At 70.2% G+C, this 20,415-nt stretch carries 20 protein-coding genes and 1 pseudogene; 4 read left to right on the forward strand and 17 right to left on the reverse strand.

Features of this window, described 5'->3' with window-relative positions:
- Positions 1 to 3: 3 nt before the first annotated feature.
- The 4 genes from JHE00_RS20620 to dxr form a co-directional block, all read right to left on the reverse strand.
- Positions 4 to 1,053: an LLM class flavin-dependent oxidoreductase gene (locus JHE00_RS20620; RefSeq protein WP_200320581.1), complete on the reverse strand. Its 1,050-nt coding sequence runs from the start codon at positions 1,051 to 1,053 to the stop codon at positions 4 to 6.
- A gap of 5 nt (positions 1,054 to 1,058) precedes the next feature.
- Complete coding sequence (ispG, locus tag JHE00_RS20625; protein WP_200320583.1) at positions 1,059 to 2,204, reverse strand: flavodoxin-dependent (E)-4-hydroxy-3-methylbut-2-enyl-diphosphate synthase; 1,146 nt, start codon at positions 2,202 to 2,204, stop codon at positions 1,059 to 1,061.
- A 154-nt stretch (positions 2,205 to 2,358) separates the two neighbouring features.
- The gene (locus tag JHE00_RS20630; protein WP_200320585.1) at positions 2,359 to 3,567 is read right to left on the reverse strand and encodes a M50 family metallopeptidase; all 1,209 of its coding nucleotides are present in this window, start codon (positions 3,565 to 3,567) and stop codon (positions 2,359 to 2,361) included.
- Between the two features lie 5 nt (positions 3,568 to 3,572).
- A complete protein-coding gene (gene dxr / locus JHE00_RS20635; RefSeq protein ID WP_200320587.1) occupies positions 3,573 to 4,778 on the reverse strand; it encodes a 1-deoxy-D-xylulose-5-phosphate reductoisomerase in 1,206 nt (401 codons plus the stop codon).
- Positions 4,779 to 4,867: 89 nt separating this feature from the next.
- Between dxr and JHE00_RS20640 the strand changes: the two genes are divergently transcribed.
- Positions 4,868 to 5,128, forward strand: coding sequence for a DUF2631 domain-containing protein (locus JHE00_RS20640; protein WP_200320590.1), 261 nt, complete (start codon positions 4,868 to 4,870; stop codon positions 5,126 to 5,128).
- A gap of 119 nt (positions 5,129 to 5,247) precedes the next feature.
- Here JHE00_RS20640 and rlmN read toward each other — a convergent pair whose 3' ends face one another.
- A complete protein-coding gene (gene rlmN / locus JHE00_RS20645) occupies positions 5,248 to 6,354 on the reverse strand; it encodes a dual-specificity RNA methyltransferase RlmN (RefSeq protein ID WP_200320592.1) in 1,107 nt (368 codons plus the stop codon).
- Positions 6,355 to 6,450: 96 nt separating this feature from the next.
- Between rlmN and JHE00_RS20650 the strand changes: the two genes are divergently transcribed.
- Complete coding sequence (locus JHE00_RS20650) at positions 6,451 to 7,053, forward strand: PadR family transcriptional regulator (protein ID WP_200320594.1); 603 nt, start codon at positions 6,451 to 6,453, stop codon at positions 7,051 to 7,053.
- On the opposite strand, the gene JHE00_RS20655 is transcribed toward JHE00_RS20650, so the two are convergent.
- Positions 7,014 to 7,793: a class I SAM-dependent methyltransferase gene (locus JHE00_RS20655; protein WP_200320596.1), complete on the reverse strand. Its 780-nt coding sequence runs from the start codon at positions 7,791 to 7,793 to the stop codon at positions 7,014 to 7,016. The two genes, JHE00_RS20650 and JHE00_RS20655, sit on opposite strands and share 40 nt — an antisense overlap.
- A gap of 85 nt (positions 7,794 to 7,878) precedes the next feature.
- On the opposite strand from JHE00_RS20655, the pseudogene JHE00_RS20660 reads away from it, so the two are divergent.
- A pseudogene (locus tag JHE00_RS20660) lies at positions 7,879 to 8,724 on the forward strand (VOC family protein).
- A 9-nt stretch (positions 8,725 to 8,733) separates the two neighbouring features.
- On the opposite strand, the gene JHE00_RS20665 reads toward JHE00_RS20660, so the two are convergent.
- The 5 genes from JHE00_RS20665 to rpsB form a co-directional block, all read right to left on the reverse strand.
- A complete protein-coding gene (locus tag JHE00_RS20665; protein ID WP_200320598.1) occupies positions 8,734 to 9,627 on the reverse strand; it encodes a phosphatidate cytidylyltransferase in 894 nt (297 codons plus the stop codon).
- Positions 9,627 to 10,184 carry a ribosome recycling factor gene (gene frr / locus JHE00_RS20670; RefSeq protein WP_200320600.1) on the reverse strand — a complete coding sequence of 186 codons (558 nt, stop codon included), beginning with the start codon at positions 10,182 to 10,184 and terminating at the stop codon, positions 9,627 to 9,629. Before frr ends, JHE00_RS20665 begins: the two co-directional genes overlap by 1 nt.
- A gap of 2 nt (positions 10,185 to 10,186) precedes the next feature.
- Positions 10,187 to 10,936, reverse strand: coding sequence for a UMP kinase (pyrH, locus tag JHE00_RS20675; protein ID WP_200320602.1), 750 nt, complete (start codon positions 10,934 to 10,936; stop codon positions 10,187 to 10,189).
- 100 nt (positions 10,937 to 11,036) lie between these two features.
- Complete coding sequence (tsf, locus tag JHE00_RS20680; RefSeq protein WP_200320604.1) at positions 11,037 to 11,852, reverse strand: translation elongation factor Ts; 816 nt, start codon at positions 11,850 to 11,852, stop codon at positions 11,037 to 11,039.
- A gap of 45 nt (positions 11,853 to 11,897) precedes the next feature.
- The gene (rpsB, locus tag JHE00_RS20685; RefSeq protein WP_200320606.1) at positions 11,898 to 12,758 is read right to left on the reverse strand and encodes a 30S ribosomal protein S2; all 861 of its coding nucleotides are present in this window, start codon (positions 12,756 to 12,758) and stop codon (positions 11,898 to 11,900) included.
- Between the two features lie 367 nt (positions 12,759 to 13,125).
- Here rpsB and JHE00_RS20690 point away from each other — a divergent pair, with 367 nt between their 5' ends.
- The gene (locus tag JHE00_RS20690) at positions 13,126 to 13,686 is read left to right on the forward strand and encodes a M23 family metallopeptidase (protein ID WP_200320608.1); all 561 of its coding nucleotides are present in this window, start codon (positions 13,126 to 13,128) and stop codon (positions 13,684 to 13,686) included.
- Between the two features lie 19 nt (positions 13,687 to 13,705).
- On the opposite strand, the gene JHE00_RS20695 is transcribed toward JHE00_RS20690, so the two are convergent.
- From JHE00_RS20695 to JHE00_RS20720, 6 genes are all read right to left on the reverse strand, one after another.
- Positions 13,706 to 14,590, reverse strand: coding sequence for a FliA/WhiG family RNA polymerase sigma factor (locus JHE00_RS20695; protein ID WP_200320611.1), 885 nt, complete (start codon positions 14,588 to 14,590; stop codon positions 13,706 to 13,708).
- On the reverse strand, positions 14,562 to 15,647 hold the full coding sequence (locus JHE00_RS20700) for a tyrosine recombinase XerC (protein WP_200320613.1): 1,086 nt from the start codon (positions 15,645 to 15,647) through the stop codon (positions 14,562 to 14,564). The genes JHE00_RS20695 and JHE00_RS20700 overlap by 29 nt, the downstream gene beginning before the upstream one ends.
- A 337-nt stretch (positions 15,648 to 15,984) precedes the next feature.
- Positions 15,985 to 17,154, reverse strand: a complete 1,170-nt coding sequence (gene dprA, locus JHE00_RS20705; protein WP_307832034.1) for a DNA-processing protein DprA — start codon at positions 17,152 to 17,154, stop codon at positions 15,985 to 15,987.
- An 824-nt stretch (positions 17,155 to 17,978) separates the two neighbouring features.
- Positions 17,979 to 19,490: a YifB family Mg chelatase-like AAA ATPase gene (locus JHE00_RS20710; RefSeq protein WP_200320617.1), complete on the reverse strand. Its 1,512-nt coding sequence runs from the start codon at positions 19,488 to 19,490 to the stop codon at positions 17,979 to 17,981.
- Positions 19,490 to 19,882: a YraN family protein gene (locus JHE00_RS20715; RefSeq protein ID WP_372440485.1), complete on the reverse strand. Its 393-nt coding sequence runs from the start codon at positions 19,880 to 19,882 to the stop codon at positions 19,490 to 19,492. Before JHE00_RS20715 ends, JHE00_RS20710 begins: the two co-directional genes overlap by 1 nt.
- 185 nt (positions 19,883 to 20,067) lie before the next feature.
- Positions 20,068 to 20,391 (reverse strand): DUF2469 domain-containing protein, encoded by a 324-nt coding sequence (locus tag JHE00_RS20720; protein ID WP_200320619.1) that lies wholly within the window; start codon positions 20,389 to 20,391, stop codon positions 20,068 to 20,070.
- Between the last annotated feature and the right edge of the window lie 24 nt (positions 20,392 to 20,415).

The following is a 20,415-nucleotide window of genomic DNA, read 5'->3' on the forward strand; positions in this document are numbered from 1 at the left end:
ACTCTAGGCCGCGTCCCCGAGCTCGCGCCTGACCACGGGAGCCACCTCGGTACCGAGCAGCTCGATGGCGCGCAGCGTCTCCTTCTGCGGCACACCGCCGAAGGCGAGCTGGATCAGCAGCCGCTGGTGCCCGAACAGCTCGTGCTGGTGGAGGATCTTGTCGACGATCTCCTGCGGGCTGCCCACCACCAGCGCGCCGGGCGGGGACGACTGCGCGTCGTAGGCCTCGCGCGGGGTGTGGAAGCCGTGCCCGCGCTCGTGGAAGTTCTCCAGCATGCCGCGATCGAAGTACGGATAGGACAGCTCGCGCGCGGCCTGGCTCGTCGGCGCCACGAAACCGGGCGAGTTGATGCTCACCGGCAGCGTCGCGGGGTCGTGTCCCGCTTCCTGCGCGGCCCTGCGGTAGAGCCGGGCGAAGGGCTGGAACCGGGCCAGAGGGCCGCCGATGATCGCCAGCGCGAGCGGCAGCCCGAGCGTGCCCGCGCGCACCACGGAGGCGGGGGTGCCGCCGACGGCGACCCAGATCGGCAGGCGTTCCTGCAGCGGACGCGGCGCTACGTCGGCGTCGGTCAGCGCTGGCCGGAACCGGCCCGACCAGGTCACCGGGTTGTTCTCGCGCAGCGCCAGCAGCAGGTCGAGCTTCTCGGCGAACAGCGCGTCGTAGTCGGCGAGGTCGTAGCCGAACAGCGGGAACGACTCGACGTAGGACCCGCGCCCGGCGATGATCTCCGCACGACCACCCGAGAGCAGGTCGAGCGTGGCGTACTGCTGGAACACCCGCACCGGGTCCTCCGAGCTGAGCACGGTGACCGAGCTGGAGAGCCGGATGTTCTCGGTGTGCTCGGCCATCGCGGCCAGCACCACCGCCGTGGCCGACACGGCGAAGTCGCCGCGGTGGTGCTCGCCGATCGCGAACACGTCGAGCCCCACCTCGTCGGCCAGGCGCGCCTGCTCGACGTAGTCCCGCAGCCGACGGCGCGCCGTCGGCACGGCACCCGTCACCGGGTCCGGCGTGATCTCGCCGAACGAGTAGACCCCCAACTCGAAGGCCACGCGCCTCAGCTCACCGTGACGACCGGCTCGCCGCCGGTCTCCTCCGACTCCTCGGCGATGCGCATGGCCTCCTCGATCAGGGTCTCGACGATCTGGTGCTCGGGCACCGTCTTGATCACCTCGCCCTTGACGAAGATCTGGCCCTTGCCGTTGCCCGACGCCACGCCGAGGTCGGCCTCGCGGGCCTCGCCGGGGCCGTTCACGACACAGCCCATGACTGCCACGCGCAGCGGCACCTCCATGCCCTCGAGCCCGGCGGTGACCTCGTCGGCGAGCTTGTAGACGTCCACCTGCGCGCGGCCGCACGACGGGCAGGAGACGATCTCGAGCTTGCGCGGCCGCAGGTTCAGCGACTGCAGGATCTGGGTGCCGACCTTGACCTCCTCCACCGGAGGCGCGGACAGCGACACGCGGATGGTGTCGCCGATGCCCTGGCGCAGCAGCGCACCGAACGCGACGGCCGACTTGATGGTGCCCTGGAACGCGGGACCGGCTTCGGTGACACCGAGGTGCAGCGGGTAGTCGCACTGCTCGGCGAGGATCTCGTAGGCCCGCACCATGACCACGGGGTCGTTGTGCTTGACCGAGATCTTCAGGTCGTGGAAGTCGTGCTCGGCGAACAGCGAGGCCTCCCACAGCGCCGACTCCGCGAGCGCCTCGGGCGTGGCCTTGCCGTACTTCTCCATCAGCCGCTTGTCGAGCGAGCCCGCGTTCACGCCGATGCGGATCGGGGTGCCGTGGTCCTTGGCGGCGCGGGCGATCTCGGCGACCTTGTCGTCGAACTTCTTGATGTTGCCCGGGTTCACGCGCACTGCGGCACAGCCCGCCTCGATGGCGGCGAAGACGTACCTCGGCTGGAAGTGGATGTCGGCGATCACGGGGATCCCGGACTTGGCCGCGATCGCGGGCAGCGCCTCGGCGTCGTCGGCGCTCGGGCAGGCCACGCGCACGATGTCGCAGCCCGCGGCGGTGAGCTCGGCGATCTGCTGCAGGGTCGCGTTGACGTCGGCGGTGACCGTCGTCGTCATCGACTGCACCGAGATGGGGTGCTCGCTACCGACACCGACGGTCCCGACCTGCAACTGGCGGGTCTTGCGGCGTTCGGAGAGAACGGGGGGCGGAGTGGCCGGCAGGCCCAGGTCGACGGTCATCGAATCCTCTGCAAACGGTCTACGAGCGCGTCAGCACCAACGATACGTCAGCGTGATCGGGGGTTGGGGTGAACAGCGTCCACCGTGACGGTGAGCACGGGGTGCACCACAGCGGTGACGGCAGCGGTCCCCCGATGGAGGAACCGCTGCTCCATCACTGTGGCAGTCGGATCGGGTTGACGATGTCGGCGGTCACCGTGAGCAACACGACAGCCCCGCCGATGAGGACGATGACCATCGTCACGGCATTGAGCTTGGTGTAGTCGACCGGACCACCGGGCACCTTGCCGCGGATCTTGCGCAGCCAGTCGCGGACCCGCTCGTACCACGTGATCGCGATGTGCCCGCCGTCCAGCGGCAGCAGCGGCAGCAGGTTGAAAATGCCGACGAAGAAGTTGAGGCTCGCCAGCAGCAGCAGGAAGACCTCCCACAGCCCCTGCTCCACGGCCTCGCCGCCGATCCGGCTCGCGCCGACGACACTGACCGGGGTGTTCGGGTCGCGTTCGCCGCCGAAGATCGCCTCGACCACGGCCGGGATGCGCTCGGGGAACTCCAGCAGCCGGTTCCAGGTCTCCACCAGCATCGTGCCGGTGAAGCTCAGCGACTCACCGACGCCGGTGAGCGCGCCGACCGCCGGGGTCAGGCCCGACGGCGTGACGCCGATGGCGCCGACCACCTCGGTGCCGCCGTCGGTCATGGGCCGGGTGATGCGCGGCACGTCGACGGAGAGCGTCTGCGCCTGGCCGTCGCGCAGGATCTCGAACCTGGTGGGCCCCTCGGCCGACTGCACGGCCGCCAGCAGGTCGGTCCACTCCGGGGTGGGCGTGCCGCCGACCGAGACGACCTGGTCACCGGGTCGCAGTCCGGCGTCCTTCGCGGGGGCCGGGTCGTTCGGCGTGCACTCCGGGTTGTTGTACTCCTCGACGGTGGCTCCTCCGCGCACGCACGGGGAGACCTGATCGACGATCGGCTTGCCCGCCAGGTTGGGCAGGCCCATCGTGATCGCCATCAGGTACACGACGATGAGGCCCACCACGAAGTGCGTGAACGAGCCCGCGGCCAGCACGACGGTGCGCTTCCAGGTCTTGAACCGGTACATGGCGCGCGGCGCCTCGTCGGGGGTGACCTCGTCGAGCGCGGTCATGCCCGCGATGTCGCAGAAACCGCCGAGCGGGATGGCCTTGAGGCCGTACTCGGTCTCGCCGCGCCGGAACGAGAAGACCGTGGGCCCGAAGCCCACGAAGTAGCGCCGGACCTTCATGCCGAAGCCCTTGGCGGTGAGCATGTGCCCCGCCTCGTGCAACGCCACGGACACGCAGATGCCGAGCGCGAAGAGCACGACTCCCAGGATGTAGACGAGCACGCGCCCTACTTCCTTCCAGTACCGATTGCCGAGGCGCGCTGGCGCGCCCACCGTTCCGCTTCGAAGACGTCCTCGACGTCGCGGGGTGCGCGACCCCACTCGCCGGCCGCCTCGACCACCTTCCCCACAGTGTCCACGATGGACGTGAAGCTGGTGTTCCCTGCCAGGAAGGCCTCCACCAGCTCCTCGTTCGCGGCGTTGAACACCGCGGGCAGGCACCCGCCCTCTGTGCCCACGTGCCTGGCGAGCTCGACGGCGGGGAAGGCCTCGTCGTCGAGGGGTTCGAAGGTCCACTCGGCCGCCGTGTCCCACCGGCTCGCGGGGGCCGCGCCGGGCACGCGCCGGGGCCAGTTGAGCGCCAGCGCGATGGGCAGGCGCATGTCCGGCGGGCTGGCCTGCGCGATCGTGGAGCCGTCGACGAAGGTGACCATCGAGTGCACGATCGACTGCGGGTGCACGGCGACGTCGATCCGGTCGCACGGGATGTCGAACAGCAGGTGTGCCTCGATGAGCTCGAGGCCCTTGTTGACCATCGTCGCGGAGTTGATCGTCACGAGCGGCCCCATGGCCCACGTGGGGTGCTTGAGCGCGTCCTCCACGGTGACCACGGCGAGCTGCTCCCGCGTGCGGCCCCGGAACGGCCCCCCGGACGCGGTGAGCACGAGCCGCTCCACCTCGTCGGCGTCGCCGCCGCGCAGGGCCTGCGCGAGCGCGGAGTGCTCGGAGTCGACGGGCACGATCTGGCCGGGCTTCGCGGCCCCCAGCACCAGCGGGCCACCCGCGATGAGCGACTCCTTGTTGGCCAGCGCGAGCGAGGCGCCCGTGCCCAGCGCCTTCAACGTCGGCGCCAGGCCCTGCGAGCCGGGCAGGCCGTTGAGCACCACGTCGGCGGGCACCGCGTCGATCAGGTCGAGCACCGCGCCTGCCCCGGCGAAGATCCGCGGCAGCCGGAACTCGCCCCGCGCGTAGCCGCGCCGCTGGGCTTCGGCGTACAGCGCGAGCTGCAGGTCTTCCATCGCGGTCGGCCTGGTCACGGCCACGGCCTCGACCTCGTGGGCGATCGCCTGTGCGGCCAGCGCCTGCGGGTCGGAGCCGCCCGCGGCGAGCCCCGCGATGCGGAACAGGCCGGGGTTGCGCCCCGCGACGTCGAGCGCCTGGGTGCCGATCGAACCCGTCGAGCCGAGGACGAGCACACTGCGTGGATGGTTCATCGGTGACCATTCTCGCGGACGGTCCTCGTGGCCTGTCGGCAGGCATGTGGGATCATCGATGTGCATGTGATGGCAGGTGAGGAGTGATCGTGGCGAGCAAGGCGATCGAGAAGCGCAGCGGCACCGAAGTCGATACCCGCGACGAGCCGTCGGCGGAGTGGGGCTGGCACGGAGGCTTCCCGAAGGCCACGCGCTTCGCGGGCTGGTTCACGGTGTTCGCGCTGCTGATCATGCTGATCGGCAACCACGAGAACAACACCGAGAACGTGTGGCTGGTCGGCATGGCCATCGCCGTGGCCTTCGGTCTGGTGCTGGACATCCGCAAGCGCCGCACCGCCTGGCGCCGCTGAGCGGCAAGCGACTTCGAACAGCGCGTGGGGCTTGTCCCCGCGCGCTGTTTCGCTGTGCCGGGGGTGTCCGCGCGGCCCGGCCCGGCTGACCCCGCGCCGGGCCGGCTTGCGCCGGGTGCTCAGCCCTCGGCTGCGAGCTGGCCGCACGCGGCGGCGATCTCCTGGCCACGGGTGTCGCGCACGGTGCACGTCACTCCCCCGGCGTTGACCCGCCGCACGAACTCCCGCTCCACCGGCTTCGGTGAGGCGTCCCACTTGCTGCCCGGCGTCGGGTTCAACGGGATCAGGTTCACGTGCACCAGGTGCCCCAGGTGCTTGCGCAGCCGCTCGGCCAGCAGGTCCGCTCGCCACGGCTGGTCGTTCACGTCCCGGATCAGCGCGTACTCGATCGACACCCGGCGCCCGGTCGAGTCCGCGTAGTACCGCGCCGCGTCCAGCACCTCGTCGACCGACCACCGGTTGTTGACGGGAACGAGCGTGTCCCGCAGCTCGTCGTCCGGCGTGTGCAACGACACCGCCAGCCGCACCTGCATCTTCTCGTCGGCGAGCTTGCGGATCGCCGGGGCCAGGCCCACCGTCGACACCGTCACCGACCGCTGCGAGATGCCCAGTCCCGACGGAGCCGGGTCCGTGATCCGCCGCACCGCGGCGAGCACGCGGTTGTAGTTCGCCAGCGGCTCGCCCATGCCCATGAACACGATGTTGGACAGCCTGCCCTCGCCGCCCGACATCACGCCGTCGCGCATCACCGCGGCGGCCGAGCGCACCTGGTCGACGATCTCGGCCGTCGACAGGTTGCGCTCGAGGCCGCCCTGGCCGGTGGCGCAGAACGGGCACGCCATGCCACAGCCGGCCTGGCTGGAGATGCACAGCGTGGCGCGGTCCGGGTAACGCATGAGGACGCTCTCGAGCAGCGTGCCGTCGTGCGCGCGCCACAGCGTCTTGCGTGTGGTGCCTTCGTCGCACGCCATCGCGCGGACCTCGGTGAGCAGTGTCGGCATCAGCTCGTCCACCAGGCGCTGCCGGGACGCGGCCGGGATGTCGGTCATCTCCTCCGGGTCGACGGTCAGCCGGGAGAAGTAGTGGTTCGACAGCTGCTTGGCGCGAAACGGCTTCTCGCCCAGCGCGGTGACGGCGTCGGCGCGCTCGGCGGTGGTCATGTCGGCGAGGTGCCGCCGGGGCAGGCCACGGCGGGGCGCGTCGAAGACAAGGGGAAGGGCAGTCATAGCGCGCTCCAGTGTCCCACGGACCGAGTGGTTGCACTCCGACTGTTTCCGATATATCGTGAACCAGTCGAGATAGTTCACGAAAGGATCGACATCATGAGACACCACTTCACACACGACCAGTTCAGCCACGAACACGGCAGGCCTGCCTTCGGACCGCGCGGCCGCGGGCCGTTCGGCGACTTCCCTCCCGGCTTCGGCCCTGGCAAGCGCGGTCGCCCGCACCCGAGGTCCGGTGGACCCGGCAGGCGGGGCAGGCGCGGCGACGTCCGCTCGGCGATCCTCGCCCTGCTGGCGGAGCAGCCCCGGCACGGCTACGAGATCATCGGCGAGATCGGTGAGCGCAGCGGCGGGTTCTGGCGACCGAGCCCCGGCTCGATCTACCCGACTCTGCAACTACTCGCCGACGAAGGCCTCGTGCACAGCAGCGAGGACGGCGGCAAGCGCCTCTTCGAACTGACCGAACAGGGCCGCGCGGCGGCCGAGAAGTTGGAGACCCCGCCCTGGGAACACTTCGCCCAGGAGGCGGACCCCAACGAGGTCAAACTGCGCGAGGCTTCGGGCGCACTGATGGGCGCCATGCAGCAGGTCTCGCTCGTGGCATCGACGGAACAGAAGGCCAGGGCGGTCGAGTTGCTGAACGAGGCGCGGCGCGCGCTCTACGGCATCCTCGGCGAGACTCCGGCCGACGATGAGTGAACGAGCCCGGTGGGCTTGTCGCGGACCAGAACGCGATAGCCCACCGGAAGCTCCAGCGGCCCCGGGAGCCCGGCGCCGCGGCGGACGGTCTCCGCGACGGCTCGCTCGGCCACCCCGGGGCTGAACTCGATTCGCAGCACCGATTCCATGCTCTCGCGGTCGGCGAAGCGCCAGCGCGTTTCCACCCGCCGCAGGCAGAACCCCGCCGACGCGAAGAACTCGTCCACCGCGTCCGGGTCGTAGTGCGGCAGGTCCGCGCGCATCCAGTCACCGTAGGGCGAATGCCACGTGTCGAGGTCGACGATCACGAACCGGCCGCCCGGCCGTAACACTCGGTCTATTTCGGACAAACCAGGCTCACATCCCGGCCCGAAGAAGTACGCCGTGCGCGCGTGCGCCACGTCCACCGACGCGTCCGCGAGTGGAATCCTTTGCGCCGTCCCCCTTCTGACGACGACGTTGCCGAGCGCGGCCACCCGGCGCTCGGCGCGGCGCACCAAAGGCGGATGCGGTTCCACACCGATCACCGACGACGCGGTCTCCGCGAACCTGGCGAGGTGGAACCCGTCCCCGCACCCGATGTCGAGGGCCACTCCGCCTTGCCACGACACGGTTTCGGCCAGAATCCGCCAGATCTCACCGTCGACGTCCTGCGCATGGTTCTCCAGCTCGTACGCGTCGACGTGATACCAGATGTTGGGGCTGGGAATCACTTCCACCTTGCGCACGAACCTTTTCACGGATCCAGCCTATCCGTGCGGGCGAAGTCGTAACATCATCGGCGTGGTAGGTGCCGGGGGCCTTCACTCAAGGGGAGTTGTGAACATGTCAGTCGGTATGTCCGTTTCACCGTCTCTGCTTCCCGCCGGATTGCCGTGCTGGGTCGAGCTGGCATCCGCTGACGAGCAGTCGGCGAGAACGTTCTACGGCGAACTCTTCGGCTGGGAGTTCTTCCTCAAACGGGATCCGGCGACGATCAACCGCCGTTACTCCATCGCGCTGCTGAACGAGTTCGAGACAGCAGGTCTGTACCAGGCCGCGGGTGACCAGTCCACCGGCTGGATGGTGCACCTGGCCGTCGGCAACACCGTCACGACGGCGGAATGGGTGGAACACCTCGGCGGCACGCTGACGCTGGGGCCGGTCGACATCCCCGACCGCGGCAGCATCCTGCACGCCGTCGACCCGAGCGGTGCACCCGTCGTGTTCTGGCAGCCGCCGGAGAACTGGGCGTTCGCCACCACGATGCCGGGGACGTTCAGCGGCGCCGACCTCAACACGCACGACGCGCCGAGCGCAGACCACTTCTACTGCAGGCTCTTCGAGTTCACGGACCAGTAGATCGGCCAGGACGGCATCGACTACGTGGAATGGCGGCTCGAGCACGAACCCGTGCTCTATCGCTACGCGATGGACCCGAGCTACCAGGCCACCGTCTCGCCACATTGGATGGTCTACTTCGTGGCCGACCCCGCACGCGGGACCGACGCCATCGCCGGGCACGCACTCATGCTGGGCGGCAGCGTCGTGACCGCACCGCTCGACACGCCCTTCGGCAGGGTCGCGGTACTCGCCGACCCGGGCGGAGCGGTCTTCTCGATCGTCGACCGCTCCCGGCGGGTCGACACCGGCGTCGGCAGGGCCGAGGTCGACGACCCCTACGACGACTGACCGGCCACGTCAGGTGGTCGCGACGAACGCGCTGAGCAGCAGCCAGGAGACGACCGCCGACGGCAGCAGCGAGTCGAGCCGGTCCATGATGCCGCCGTGGCCCGGCAGGGTGTTGCCCATGTCCTTGATGCCGAGGTCGCGCTTGATGAGTGACTCCATGAGGTCGCCCAGCGTCGCGGTGAGCACGATCGCCGCGCCGAACAGCACGCCCTGCCAGGCCATGCCGTCGAGCAGGAACTGCAGGCACAGGCCACCCGCGATGACACCGGCCGTCAACGAGCCCGCGAAACCCTCCCAGGTCTTCTTCGGGCTGATGGAAGGCGCCATCGGATGCTTGCCCCGCAGCACTCCGGCCACGTAGCCACCGGTGTCGGAGGCCACGACGACGATCATGAACGACAGCACCCTGCCGACGCCGTCCTCGGGCGGCACGAGCATGGCGGCGAACGCGGCGAACAGCGGCAGGTAGGCGGCGGCGAAGACCGACGCTCCGACGTCGCGCAGGTAGCCGTCGGCACCGCCGGGCAGCCGCCACAGCAGGCACAGCAGCACCGTCAGCACGAACGCCGTCAGCGCCCCCTCGCGGCCGAACGGCCACGCCAGCCAGATCATGGCCTGCCCGCCCACCAGCACGGGGACGAGCGCGACCTTGATGTTCGCCGCCTTGCGGAACGCGCTGGCCAGCTCGACGGTGCCCACCGCGATCGCCGCGGCGACGATGCCGATGAAGACGTAGCGAACGGTGAACAGCGACACCAGGATCGCCGCACCCAACGCCACGCCCACGGCAATGGCCGCGGGCAGGTTGCGACCGGCCCGCGAGGACTTCTTCGCCGGCTCGGGCGTGTTCCCAGGCGCGGCGGCCGCCTCGCGTTCCTCCTGGTGCTCGCTCACCTTCGTCATCAGACCTCGAGCAGCTCTGCTTCCTTGTGCTTCACGAGCTCGTCGACCTGGTGGACGTACTTGTCGGTGAGATGCTGGAGCTCCTTCTCGGCCCTGGCGACCTCGTCCTCACCGGCCTCGCCGTCCTTGGCGATCCGGTCGAGCTCTTCCTTGGCCTTGCGGCGCACGCTGCGGATGGAGATCCGCGCGTCCTCGCCCTTGCCCTTGGCGACCTTCACCATCTCCTTGCGCCGCTCCTCGGTCAGCTGAGGGATCACGATGCGGATGATGGAGCCGTCGTTGCTCGGGTTCACGCCGAGGTCGGACTCCCTGATCGCCTTCTCGATGGCGACGAGCTGGGAGGCGTCGTAGGGCTTCACGATGGCCATCCGGGCTTCCGGGATGTTCACGCTGGCCAGCTGGTTGAGCGGGGTCGGAGCACCGTAGTACTCCACGACGATCCGGGAGAACATCGACGGATTGGCCCTACCGGTCCGCACCGACAACAGGTCCTCCTTGGCGACGGACACCGCCTTTTCCATCTTCTCTTCGGCGTCGAAGAGGGTCTCGTCGATCACGGCTACTCCAGGTGTGTCGGTGTACTGACCAGTGTGCCGATCCTCTCACCACTCACCGCACGAGCGATGTTCCCCTCGGTGAGGAGGTTGAAGACGATGATCGGCATGTTGTTGTCCATGCACAGGCTGAACGCGGTGGCATCGGCGACCTTGAGCCCCCGCTCGAGCACCTCGCGGTGGCTGATCTCGTCGAACAGCTTCGCGCCAGGGTCGATCTTCGGGTCGGCCGTGTACACCCCGTCGACGGCCTTCGCCATCAGCACGGCGTCGCAACCGATCTCCAGCGCGCGCTGGGCAGCGGCGGTGTCCGTCGAGAAGTAGGGCATCCCGGTGCCCGCGCCGAATATCACGACCCGCCCCTTCTCCAGGTGGCGTTCGGCCCGGCGCGGGATGTAGGTCTCGGCGACCTGACCCATCGTGATCGCGGTCTGCACGCGAGTCGGGACGCCCTCCTTCTCCAGGAAGTCCTGCAGCGCCAGCGAGTTCATCACCGTGCCGAGCATCGCCATGTAGTCCGCGCGGTCGCGGTCCATGCCGCGCTGGGACAGCTCGGCACCGCGGAAGTAGTTGCCACCGCCGATGACGATGGCGACCTGTACGCCCGCGCGCACCACATCGGCGATCTGCACGGCGACGGAGTGCACGACGTCGGGATCCACGCCGACGGACCCGCCGCCGAACATCTCACCGCCCAGTTTGAGCAGCACCCGCTTGTAGCCGTCGGTTGACCTGTCGGTGTCGTCCTCGTTCATGTCGCCTCCGCCCCGTTCAGGTGCTGCTCTACCGGTTCTCTCACAACTGTGCCCCGCCTCCAGATCTGGCGGGAGACGGGGCACAAGTGCCTGCCTGGGACTACGCCTGGCCGACCTCGAAGCGGGCGAACCGGGTCACGGTCACGCCTGCCTCGTCGAGCAGGGCCTTGACGGTCTTCTTGTTGTCCGTGACCGACGGCTGCTCGAGCAGCACGACGTCCTTGAAGAACGCGTTGACCTTGCCCTCGGTGATCTTCGAGATGGCCTGCTCCGGCTTGCCTTCCTCGCGGGCGGTCTGCTCGGCGATGCGGCGCTCGTTCTCCACCAACTCGGCCGGGACCTCGTCGCGAGTGAGGTACTTCGGCTTGAGCGCGGCGACCTGCAGAGCAGCGCCGCGAGCAGCGTCGGCGTCGTCGCCGGTGTACTCGATGAGCACGCCGACGGCCGGGGGCAGACCGGCACCACGACGGTGCAGGTAGGTGGTCACCTGGCCGTCGAAGGCGGCGACCCGGCGGATCTCCAGCTTCTCGCCGATCTTGGCCGAGAGCTCCTGGACCAGGTCGGCGACGGTCTTGCCGTCGACCTCGGCCGTCTTGAGCTTCTCGACGTCATCGGTGCGCAGCGTCTTGGCCGCCTCGATGACCTTGTCGGCCAGCTGCTGGAACTCCTCGTTCTTGGCGACGAAGTCGGTCTCGGAGTTCAGCTCGACCAGCACGCCGCCGTCACCGGCGACGAGGCCCTCGGCGGTGGCCCGCTCGGCCCGCTTGCCGACGTCCTTCGCGCCCTTGATGCGCAGGTACTCAACGGCCTTGTCGAAGTCGCCGTCGTTCTCCTCCAGCGCCTTCTTGCAGTTCATCATTCCGGCGCCGGTGAGCTCGCGGAGGCGCTTCACGTCTGCCGCGGTGTAGTTCGCCATCGTGCGATTTCCGTTCTCTGTCGCGGTATACGCAGGTGGTCAGTGTCAGGAAGCGGTGGTCTGCTCGGCGGCAGGCTCAGCGGCAGGCTCGGTGGCCGGCGCGGCGGCCGACTCGGTGGCCTGCTCCGAACCCGAGAGAAGCTCCTGCTCCCACTCGGCCAGCGGCTCGCCCGACGCGACCGGCTTGTCCTCGCCCTCGGGGGCGGAACCGTTGCGACCGGAGCGCGCCATCAGACCGGCGGCGGCGGCCTCGGCGACGACCTTGGTCAGCAACGCAGCCGAACGAATCGCGTCGTCGTTGCCCGGGATCGGGAAGTCGACCTCGTCCGGGTCGCAGTTGGTGTCGAGGATCGCGACGACCGGAATGTTGAGCTTGCGGGCCTCGCCGACGGCGATGTGCTCCTTCTTGGTGTCCACGATCCACACGGCGCTCGGCACCTTGGACATGTCGCGGATACCGCCGAGGGTCTTCTCCAGCTTGTCCTTCTCGCGGGTCAGCGTCAGGATCTCGCGCTTGGTCAGGCCCTGGAAGCCGCCGGTCTGCTCCTGCGACTCGAGCTCCTTGAGGCGCTGGAGGCGCTTGTGCACGGTCTGGAAGTTGGTCAGCATCCCGCCGAGCCAGCGCTGGTTGACGAAGGGCATGCCCACGCGCAGCGCCTCGTTGGCGATGGCCTCCTGCGCCTGCTTCTTCGTGCCGACGAAGAGAATCGAGCCGCCGTGGGCGACCGTCTCCTTGACGAACTCGAAGGCGCGGTCGATGTACGACAGCGTCTGCTGCAGGTCGATGATGTAGATGCCGTTGCGCTCGGTGAGGATGTAGCGCTTCATCTTCGGGTTCCAGCGCCGGGTCTGGTGCCCGAAGTGAACACCGGAGTCGAGCAGCTGCTTCATGGTGACGACGGCCATGGCCTGATTCGCACCTCTTCTGTGTTGTGCGCGCCGGGCGGAAAGCTCGGCACGCGGACCGGTTGTCGCCGCTGACCGGGAGGTCAGTGGCCCTGGTGCAGTGCCGGCGTCCGGACTCGTTGGTGACGTTCTCACCGCGGAGACCGCCGGGCGCCGTTCGCTTCGTCCGTGAGAACACGGCGAAGCGCGCACGTACACGCGAAGTCAGCCTGTGCGTGCACAGACCGCGCCCAATAGTGTACGCCGACCCCGGCCACCTGCTCCCACCGGCGGTACCCGAGTACCAGAGTTGTCCACACCGGCCCCCGTTATCCACAGATTCCACCTCAGCCCTCCACAGCCCTACCCCGGGACCCACGCTGGACAGATGACCGTCCTCCCTCCCGCGCGGCACGTCCGGCACCCGGTCCTCGCGGCGCTGACCCTGCTCGTCTCACTGGTGCTGACCGCTGTCCCCGCGCCGGTCTCCACGGCACAGGTCGTGGCAGCGCAGACCGTCACCGAGCCGCGCTTCGGCTGGCCCCTGTCGCCCGCCCCGTCGGTGGCCAGGCCGTTCGATCCGCCCGAGCAGCCGTACGGCCCCGGCCACCGCGGCGTCGATCTGGCGGCCGCGCCGGGACAGGACGTGCTCGCGGCGGGCGCCGGTTACGTGGTGTTCGCGGGCAGGCTCGCCGGGCGCGGGGTGGTGTCGGTCGAGCACGACGGCGGGCTGCGCACCACCTACGAGCCGCTGGAGCCCGTGGTCTCGGCGGGCGATCAGGTGTCGCAGGGCCAGGTCGTCGGCACGGTCGTCGAGGGTCACGCGGACTGCCCCGGCGCGGCGTGTCTGCACTGGGGCGTGCGCCGGGGCGAGGACTACCTGAACCCGCTGCGGCTGGTGGCGAGCACCACGTTGCGGCTCAAACCGTGGGAGGGGGTGGTGGACTGACGACCGTCACGCGGCCAGCTCAGACTCCGGCCTGCTCCACGAGCTTGGCACGCAACCTCAGCACCGCGCGCGTGTGCAGCTGGCTGACCCTGGACTCGGTGACGCCCAGGACCTTGCCGATCTCGGCCAGGGTCAGGCTCTCGAAGTAGTAGAGGCTGACGACGATCCGGTCTCGCTCGGTGAGCTGCGCGATCGCCGCGGCGAGCTGGCGCCGGTTGTCGCGGTCGACCAGGACCGCGGCCGGGTCGACTGCGTCCTCGTCGGGCAGGGAGTCGACGAGCGAGCCGCTGTCGCGGCCGACGGCGACCAGGTCCTCGAGCGCGACGACGCTGGTGAGCCGGAGCTGACCGTAGAGGTCACGCAGCTCCTCGAGAGTGATGCCCAGCTCGGCGGCGAGCTCGGCATCGGTCGGGGTGCGGCGCAGGCGCGCGCCGAGCCGGTCGAGCGCGCGCTCCACCTCGCGAGCCCTGCTGCGGACCACCCTGGGCACCCAGTCCTGGGAGCGCAGGTCGTCGAGGATGGCGCCCCGGATGCGCTGCATCGCGTAGGTCTCGAACTTGAGGCCGCGTTCGGGGTCGAACTTCTCGATCGCGTCGACGAGACCGAAGATGCCCGACTGGATCAGGTCTGCGACGTCGACGTGGGTGGGCAGCCCGGTGCCCACGCGGCCGGCGACGTACTTGACCAGTGGTGCGTAGTGGAGCACGAGACGGTCGCGGATGCGCTGGCTCGGCGAGTCGGAGAACTGGCGCCACAGGGCCTGGATGGCGGTCTCGGCGTCGGTTCCCGCCGGGATCTGCTGAGTGGTCACCGGCCCACCGTTCCCGGATGGACGGTCGTGCTGACGTTCCTCACCAGCCGAAGCTCCACCGGCGTCATTGGGCACGGGGGTGGGTTCGGTCATGAATCGCCTTCAGCCGCTCGACGGTCACGTGGGTGTAGAGCTGCGTTGTGGCTAGCGTAGCGTGACCGAGCAGTTCCTGAACGCTGCGAAGATCCGCCCCACCCTCAAGCAGGTGTGTCGCCGCCGAGTGCCGCAAGCCGTGCGGGCCCATGTCCGCGGCCCCCGGGACTGACTCTACGGCGTCGTGCACGACGCGTCGCACCGTCCTCGGGTCCACCCGCCGGCCCCTGACCCCGAGGAACAGGGCCGCACCCGACGTTTCCGCGGCCAGTGCGGGACGGCCGTGTTCGACCCAGCGGCGTACCGCCCGCTCGGCGGGTTGCCCGAACGGCACCATGCGCTCCTTATTGCCCTTGCCCAGTACTCGTACGACCCTGCGCTCGTAGTCGACGTCGCCCAGGTCGAGCCCGCACAGCTCCGACACCCGGATTCCCGTGGCGTACAGCAGTTCCAGCGTCGCGTGGTCGCGCAGCGCGGCCGGCGCCTCTTCAGCGGCGCCGGTGCCGCTGGCCTTCAGGACCTCACCGGCCTGTTCGGGCCGCAGAACACCGGGCAGCTTCCGGTGCGCTCGCGGGGCGACGAGGCGCGAACCCGGGTCCGTGGCGAGCACGCCCTGCCGGTGTGCCCAGGCGGTGAACACCCTGGCCGAGGCCGCCCTGCGGGCCAGCGTGGTGCGGCTGCGCCCGGCCGAGCGCTGCCCGGCGAGCCAGGCCCGCAGGACCCCGACGTCCAGACCATCGAGACCGTCCAGACCAGTGCGACCAGCGGCGACGGACCGGGCCCGGTCGCCGTGATCGGACGTGTGGTCGGCCTGCGCGGCGTCGGCGCCCTCGCTGCCGACGCCGTGCAGGAATCCGAGCAACGAGACCACGTCGCCCACATACGCCCTGATCGTGTGGTCCGAGAGTCCTCTTTCGGACCGCAGGTGGCGCTCGTAGTCGTCGACCAACCGCGCCGCGCCGGACGGTAACGCCGCCCGGACAGGCAGCAGCCCGGCACGCCCCGGGCCGGAGCGTGCCGCCCCGGAACCCGTACCGCGAACAGCTGATGACGCCATGTCACCGACGCTGCGGCACGAGACCCCGATGGTCAAGCATCGCCACGCCCGGATGATCAAGCCGCAACGCTGCTGTTCACCACGGGGCACCAGCGGACCAGACCAACCTCCCCCACCTGGGTTAGAGGCTCACCGGTGCGCTGTCCGCCGTCCGGTCGGCACCCGGTTGCGCGGCCGCCGACCGTCCCGCCGTGGTCGGTCACGGGCGGCCCCCGCACGCCACCCCGCCGCCGGTGTCCAGAGACCTCGTGCCCGTGAGTCGGCGGTTCGCGAGCCGATCCGGCGCCGGAGGCATCCGCCCGGCCGAGTGGTCTTGTCCACCACGGCGCGCGGGCGCTCACCGGCCCGCGTCCTCGCGGGTTTTGCCGGAACGACGCCAGCCGGTCTCGCACCGCTCGCTCAACTCGTCCAGCTCGAGCGCCGGCAGGAGTGCCCGGACCCGGGGCAGCGGCACCCCGGACTCGGTCGCGATGTCCTCCGGTGACTTGCCCCGGCGTTGCCCGAGTGCCTCGTGGACCCGGATGGCCTGCGGCCCGAGGCCGTCCGTGCGACGTCGCGGGCGAGGCGCCCCGTCGGGTCGGCCGACCCCCAGGCGACCGACCGTTTCGAGGACGTCGGAAACCGAGGCCACGAGCGTCGCGTGGGCGTCGCGGATGAGCTCGTGACAGCCGACCGACAGCGCCGAGCCGACGGGCCCGGGCACGGCCATGACCACCTTGCCCAGCACGCCCGCGGTGGTCGCGGTGTTGCGGGCGCCACTGCGCCTGCCTGCCTCGACGACGACCGTGCCGGTGGTGAGCGCCGCGATCAGCCGGTTGCGGACGAGAAACCGGTGCCGGGCGGGCGGTGTGCCGGGCGGGTACTCGCTGACGACCGCACCACCGCGCGAGGCCATCCGATCGAGCAGGCCGGTGTGGCCAGCCGGGTAGCCGGCATCGAGTGCGCAGCCCAGCGCGGCCACCGTGGTTCCCTGACCGGTCAGTGCTCCGCGGTGCGCGGCGCCGTCGATGCCGTACGCGGCACCGGAGAACACCGGCACGTCCTGGTCGGCGAGTGCGTAGCCGAGCTCGGCCGCGGCGTTCTCGCCGTACTCGGTGGCCGCACGAGCGCCGACGATCGCGACAGCGTCCTGTGCCGCCTCGTCGAGGCAGGCGTCACCGCGGACCCAGAGTGCGAGCGGCGCGGCGACACCTTGCGCTCCCCTGCCGGTCGCGACGTCGAGCGACAACAACGGCCACGCAGGCCATTCGTCGTCCTCCGGAGTCACGAGACGGGCGCCGTGCTGCGCCGCCTCGTCGAGGTCCCGCTGCGCGAGGTCGAGCTCGCGACGAGCGCTGGTCTCCTGCGCCACGGCCTCCGGTGCTCGCCCTCGCCGAACCAGGTCGGCTGCCTCGACCGGTCCGTGTTCGGCGACGAAGGCCGCCAGCGCCGGAGCAGGCGGTTCGGCGACGCGGAGCAGGTACGCGCGAGCGAGGCGTTCCGCCGACGCTCCACGGCGCGTCCTCACCTCGTGCTGCACCGGGTCGGCAGTGTCGGGGGCCGATACGGATTCGCGGTGCTCGCTCTCCGAGTCGACGTCGGTGCGTGGTCGCGGGCTCGTGAGCTCTGGCGCGACAGCACCTGCGCAATGCTGTGGTTCGGGACCACCCGGTGGTGCGGAATGCGTACTGACCTGCTCGGCGCAGCCGTGGGCAGGTATCGAGTGTTGGGCACCGGGCGGCGCGTCGGATCGCGCTGAGAGATCGGTGTCGGCAGGAACACGAAGTCGCATGTCGATCGGTGCTCCCGGTCGCGCAGTGGCCTGCTCGGCACCAGGGCCGCGGGCAGGTACCGAGCGTGTGGCGCCGGGCAGTGCTTCGCGCCGCACCTCAGGTCGCGGTGAAACTTCGGTGCCCGCCGGAGGTGGACATCGCGTGTCGATCGGTGATTCCGGCCGCGCACCGGCCTGCTCGGCACCAGGGCCGCGGGCAGATATCGAACGGTGCGGTGCTTCGCCTGGGACCTCGGCCTGCCCTGAAACCTCGGTGTCCGCCGGGGCTGGGAGTTGCGTGTCGATTCCCGGTCGCGCGCTCGCAGGCGCGGCGCGTCTGCCGCCGCCTACCGCGTGCGAGGCACCGGACAGTGCCGCGCGTCGCGCTACGGACCGCCCTGAACGTTCGGCGTCGGTCGGCGGTGGGCGTTCGGTACCGGCCGGCGGTTGCAGGTGGGTGATGGGCGGCCCAGAGGCGTCAGTATCGCTCGGCGTTGCGCGGTGCGGGCCGGTCCGTGGAGGCCCATGCGGGTGCGGGTTGCCGGGGCTCATCGAGGGATTCGGGTGTCCCGGGTCGGTCGTCATGCCGCCCTCCTGTCGCGGAACTCGAGGGCCGCCGCCACGTGGTCGGCGTCCGGGGTGTCGGACTCGGCCAGGTCGGCCAGAGTCCAGGCGATGCGCAGGCAGCGGTCCGCGCCTCGGGCGGTGAGGGCACCGCGGTCGAGGCTGCGGTCCAGCAGCCGCGTCACCTCGGCTGGCAGGGCGTAGTCACGTCGCAGTGCGGGACCGGGCACCTCCGCGTTGGTCAGCCAGCCTCGCTCCGCCCAGCGCTTCGCGGCTCGGTCCCTGGCCCGCAGCACCCGCTCGCGCACCGTCGCCGTCGGCTCCGGCTCGGCGCGCTCGTGTGCGCTCATCGCCGTGATCGGGCGCATCCGGACGCGGAGGTCCACGCGGTCGAGCAGCGGGCCGGACAGTTTGCTGAGGTAGCGCCGCCTGGCGTTGGGCGTGCAGCAGCAGTCGACGTCCCTCGGCGGCGCACACGGACACGGGTTGGTCGCCAGCACGAACTGGAACCTCGCCGGATACCGCACCACACCACGTGACCTGGCGATCCGGACCTCGCCCTCCTCCAGCACGGTGCGCAGCGACTCCAGGCGCTCGCCGCCGAACTCGGCCGCCTCGTCCAGGAAGAGCACGCCGTGATGGGCCTTGCTGATCGCGCCCGGCATCGCGATGCCGCTCCCACCGCCGACGAGCGCGGCCACCGAGATCGAGTGATGTGGCGCGACGAACGGCGGGACCCGGCTCAGCGGGGACGACGAATCCAGCGACCCGTCGACGGAGTGCACGGTGCTGACCTGGAGTGCCTGATCCGCCGACAACGGCGGCAACAGACCAGGCAGGCGCTTGGCGAGCATCGTCTTGCCGACTCCCGGCGGTCCCGTCATCAACAGGTGGTGGCCGCCCGCCGCCGCCACCTCGAGAGCCCAGCGCGCCTCCGGCTGGCCCACGACATCGGCGAGGTCGGGCGCGTCCGGTTCGACGGCCTCCTTCTGCGGACCGGGCCGTACGAGCTCCTGATCGCCGCACAGCCACGCGACCACCTCGGTGAGCCGCTCGGCGCCGCCGACCTCGATGCCGTCGACCAGTCCGCCCTCGAACAGCGACTCGACCGGGACCACCGCCCGCCGGTAGCCGTTCTCCCTGGCGGCGAGCAGGGCGGGCAGCACGCCGCGCACGGGCCGCAGCCTGCCGTCGAGCGCCAGCTCACCGAGCAGCACGGTCCCCAGCAGCTTCGTGGCGGGGACGGAGCCGGACGCCGACAGAACCGCGACCGCGATGCTCAGGTCGTAGCCCGACCCGACCTTCGGCAGGTCGGCAGGTGACAGACCGAGCGTGACGTGGGTGTCGGGCCACTTCTGGCCGCTGTTGCGCACCGCGGCCCGCACCCGGTCCTTGGCCTCACGCAGCCCGGCGTCGGGCAGACCGACGAGCTTGGTGCCGGGCATCCCGGCCCCGATGTCGGCCTCGATCTCCACCAGCCTGCCGTCGAGTCCGATCAGCGCGACCGACCACGCGCGTGCGAGCGGCATCAGAACGCCCCCACGAAGTGCCGCAGCGAAGGCGGGCCCGTCGGCGGGAACTCGATGGCGATGACGTCGAAGCGGACCGGGCACCAGGCCACACGGAACGCGGCGAGCCACCTGCTGGTGATGCGCCGGATCCGGATGCGCTTGTCCTCGGTGACCGCCTCCGCGGGTTGCCCGAAGCCACGTCCTGACCTGGTTTTCACCTCGCAGACGATCAACGTCGTGCGGTCGGTGGCCACGACGTCGAGCTCGCCCTCCCGGCAACGCCAGTTGCGGCTGAGCACGACCAAGCCGAGCCCACGCAGGTACTCGGTGGCCAGTTCCTCACCCCTGCGACCGAGCGCGAGATGGGATCTTCGCCTTCTCGTGCGCCCGGCACGCGTCGCGATGCTCACGGACAACATCACCCCCGGATTCGGCGAAGCCGGCCCTCCCGGCTTCGCCTCCGACGCTGTCAGTGCGTCAGGGGGCCGAAACAGAACCGATTCGCGAACCTGTGGACAAACAGGGTGATGTGGACAGCTCGCCCCACGCGCGCGTCAGCGCCCGTGGAACCGTCGGTGAGTGCTGCTAGAGCGGCTCAGCCGCCGAAGGGGCCGTCCTCGGGAAGCCGCAGCTCGGGCTTGTCGAGCTCCTCGACGTTGACGTCCTTGAACGTGATGACCCGGACGTTCTTGACGAACCGTGCGGGCCGGTACATGTCCCAGACCCAGGCGTCCGACATCCGCACCTCGAAATACACCTCGCCACCGCTGTCGCGGACCTGTACGTCCACGGCATTGGCCAGGTAGAACCGCCGCTCGGTCTCCACGACGTACGAGAACTGCCCGACGATGTCGCGGTACTCCCGGTACAGCGACAGCTCCATCTCGGTCTCGTACTTCTCGAGATCCTCTGCGCTCATCTACTCCGCGCCCCTCCTCGCAAC

This window comes from Prauserella cavernicola (assembly GCF_016595675.1).
Classification (GTDB): domain Bacteria; phylum Actinomycetota; class Actinomycetes; order Mycobacteriales; family Pseudonocardiaceae; genus Prauserella_A; species Prauserella_A cavernicola.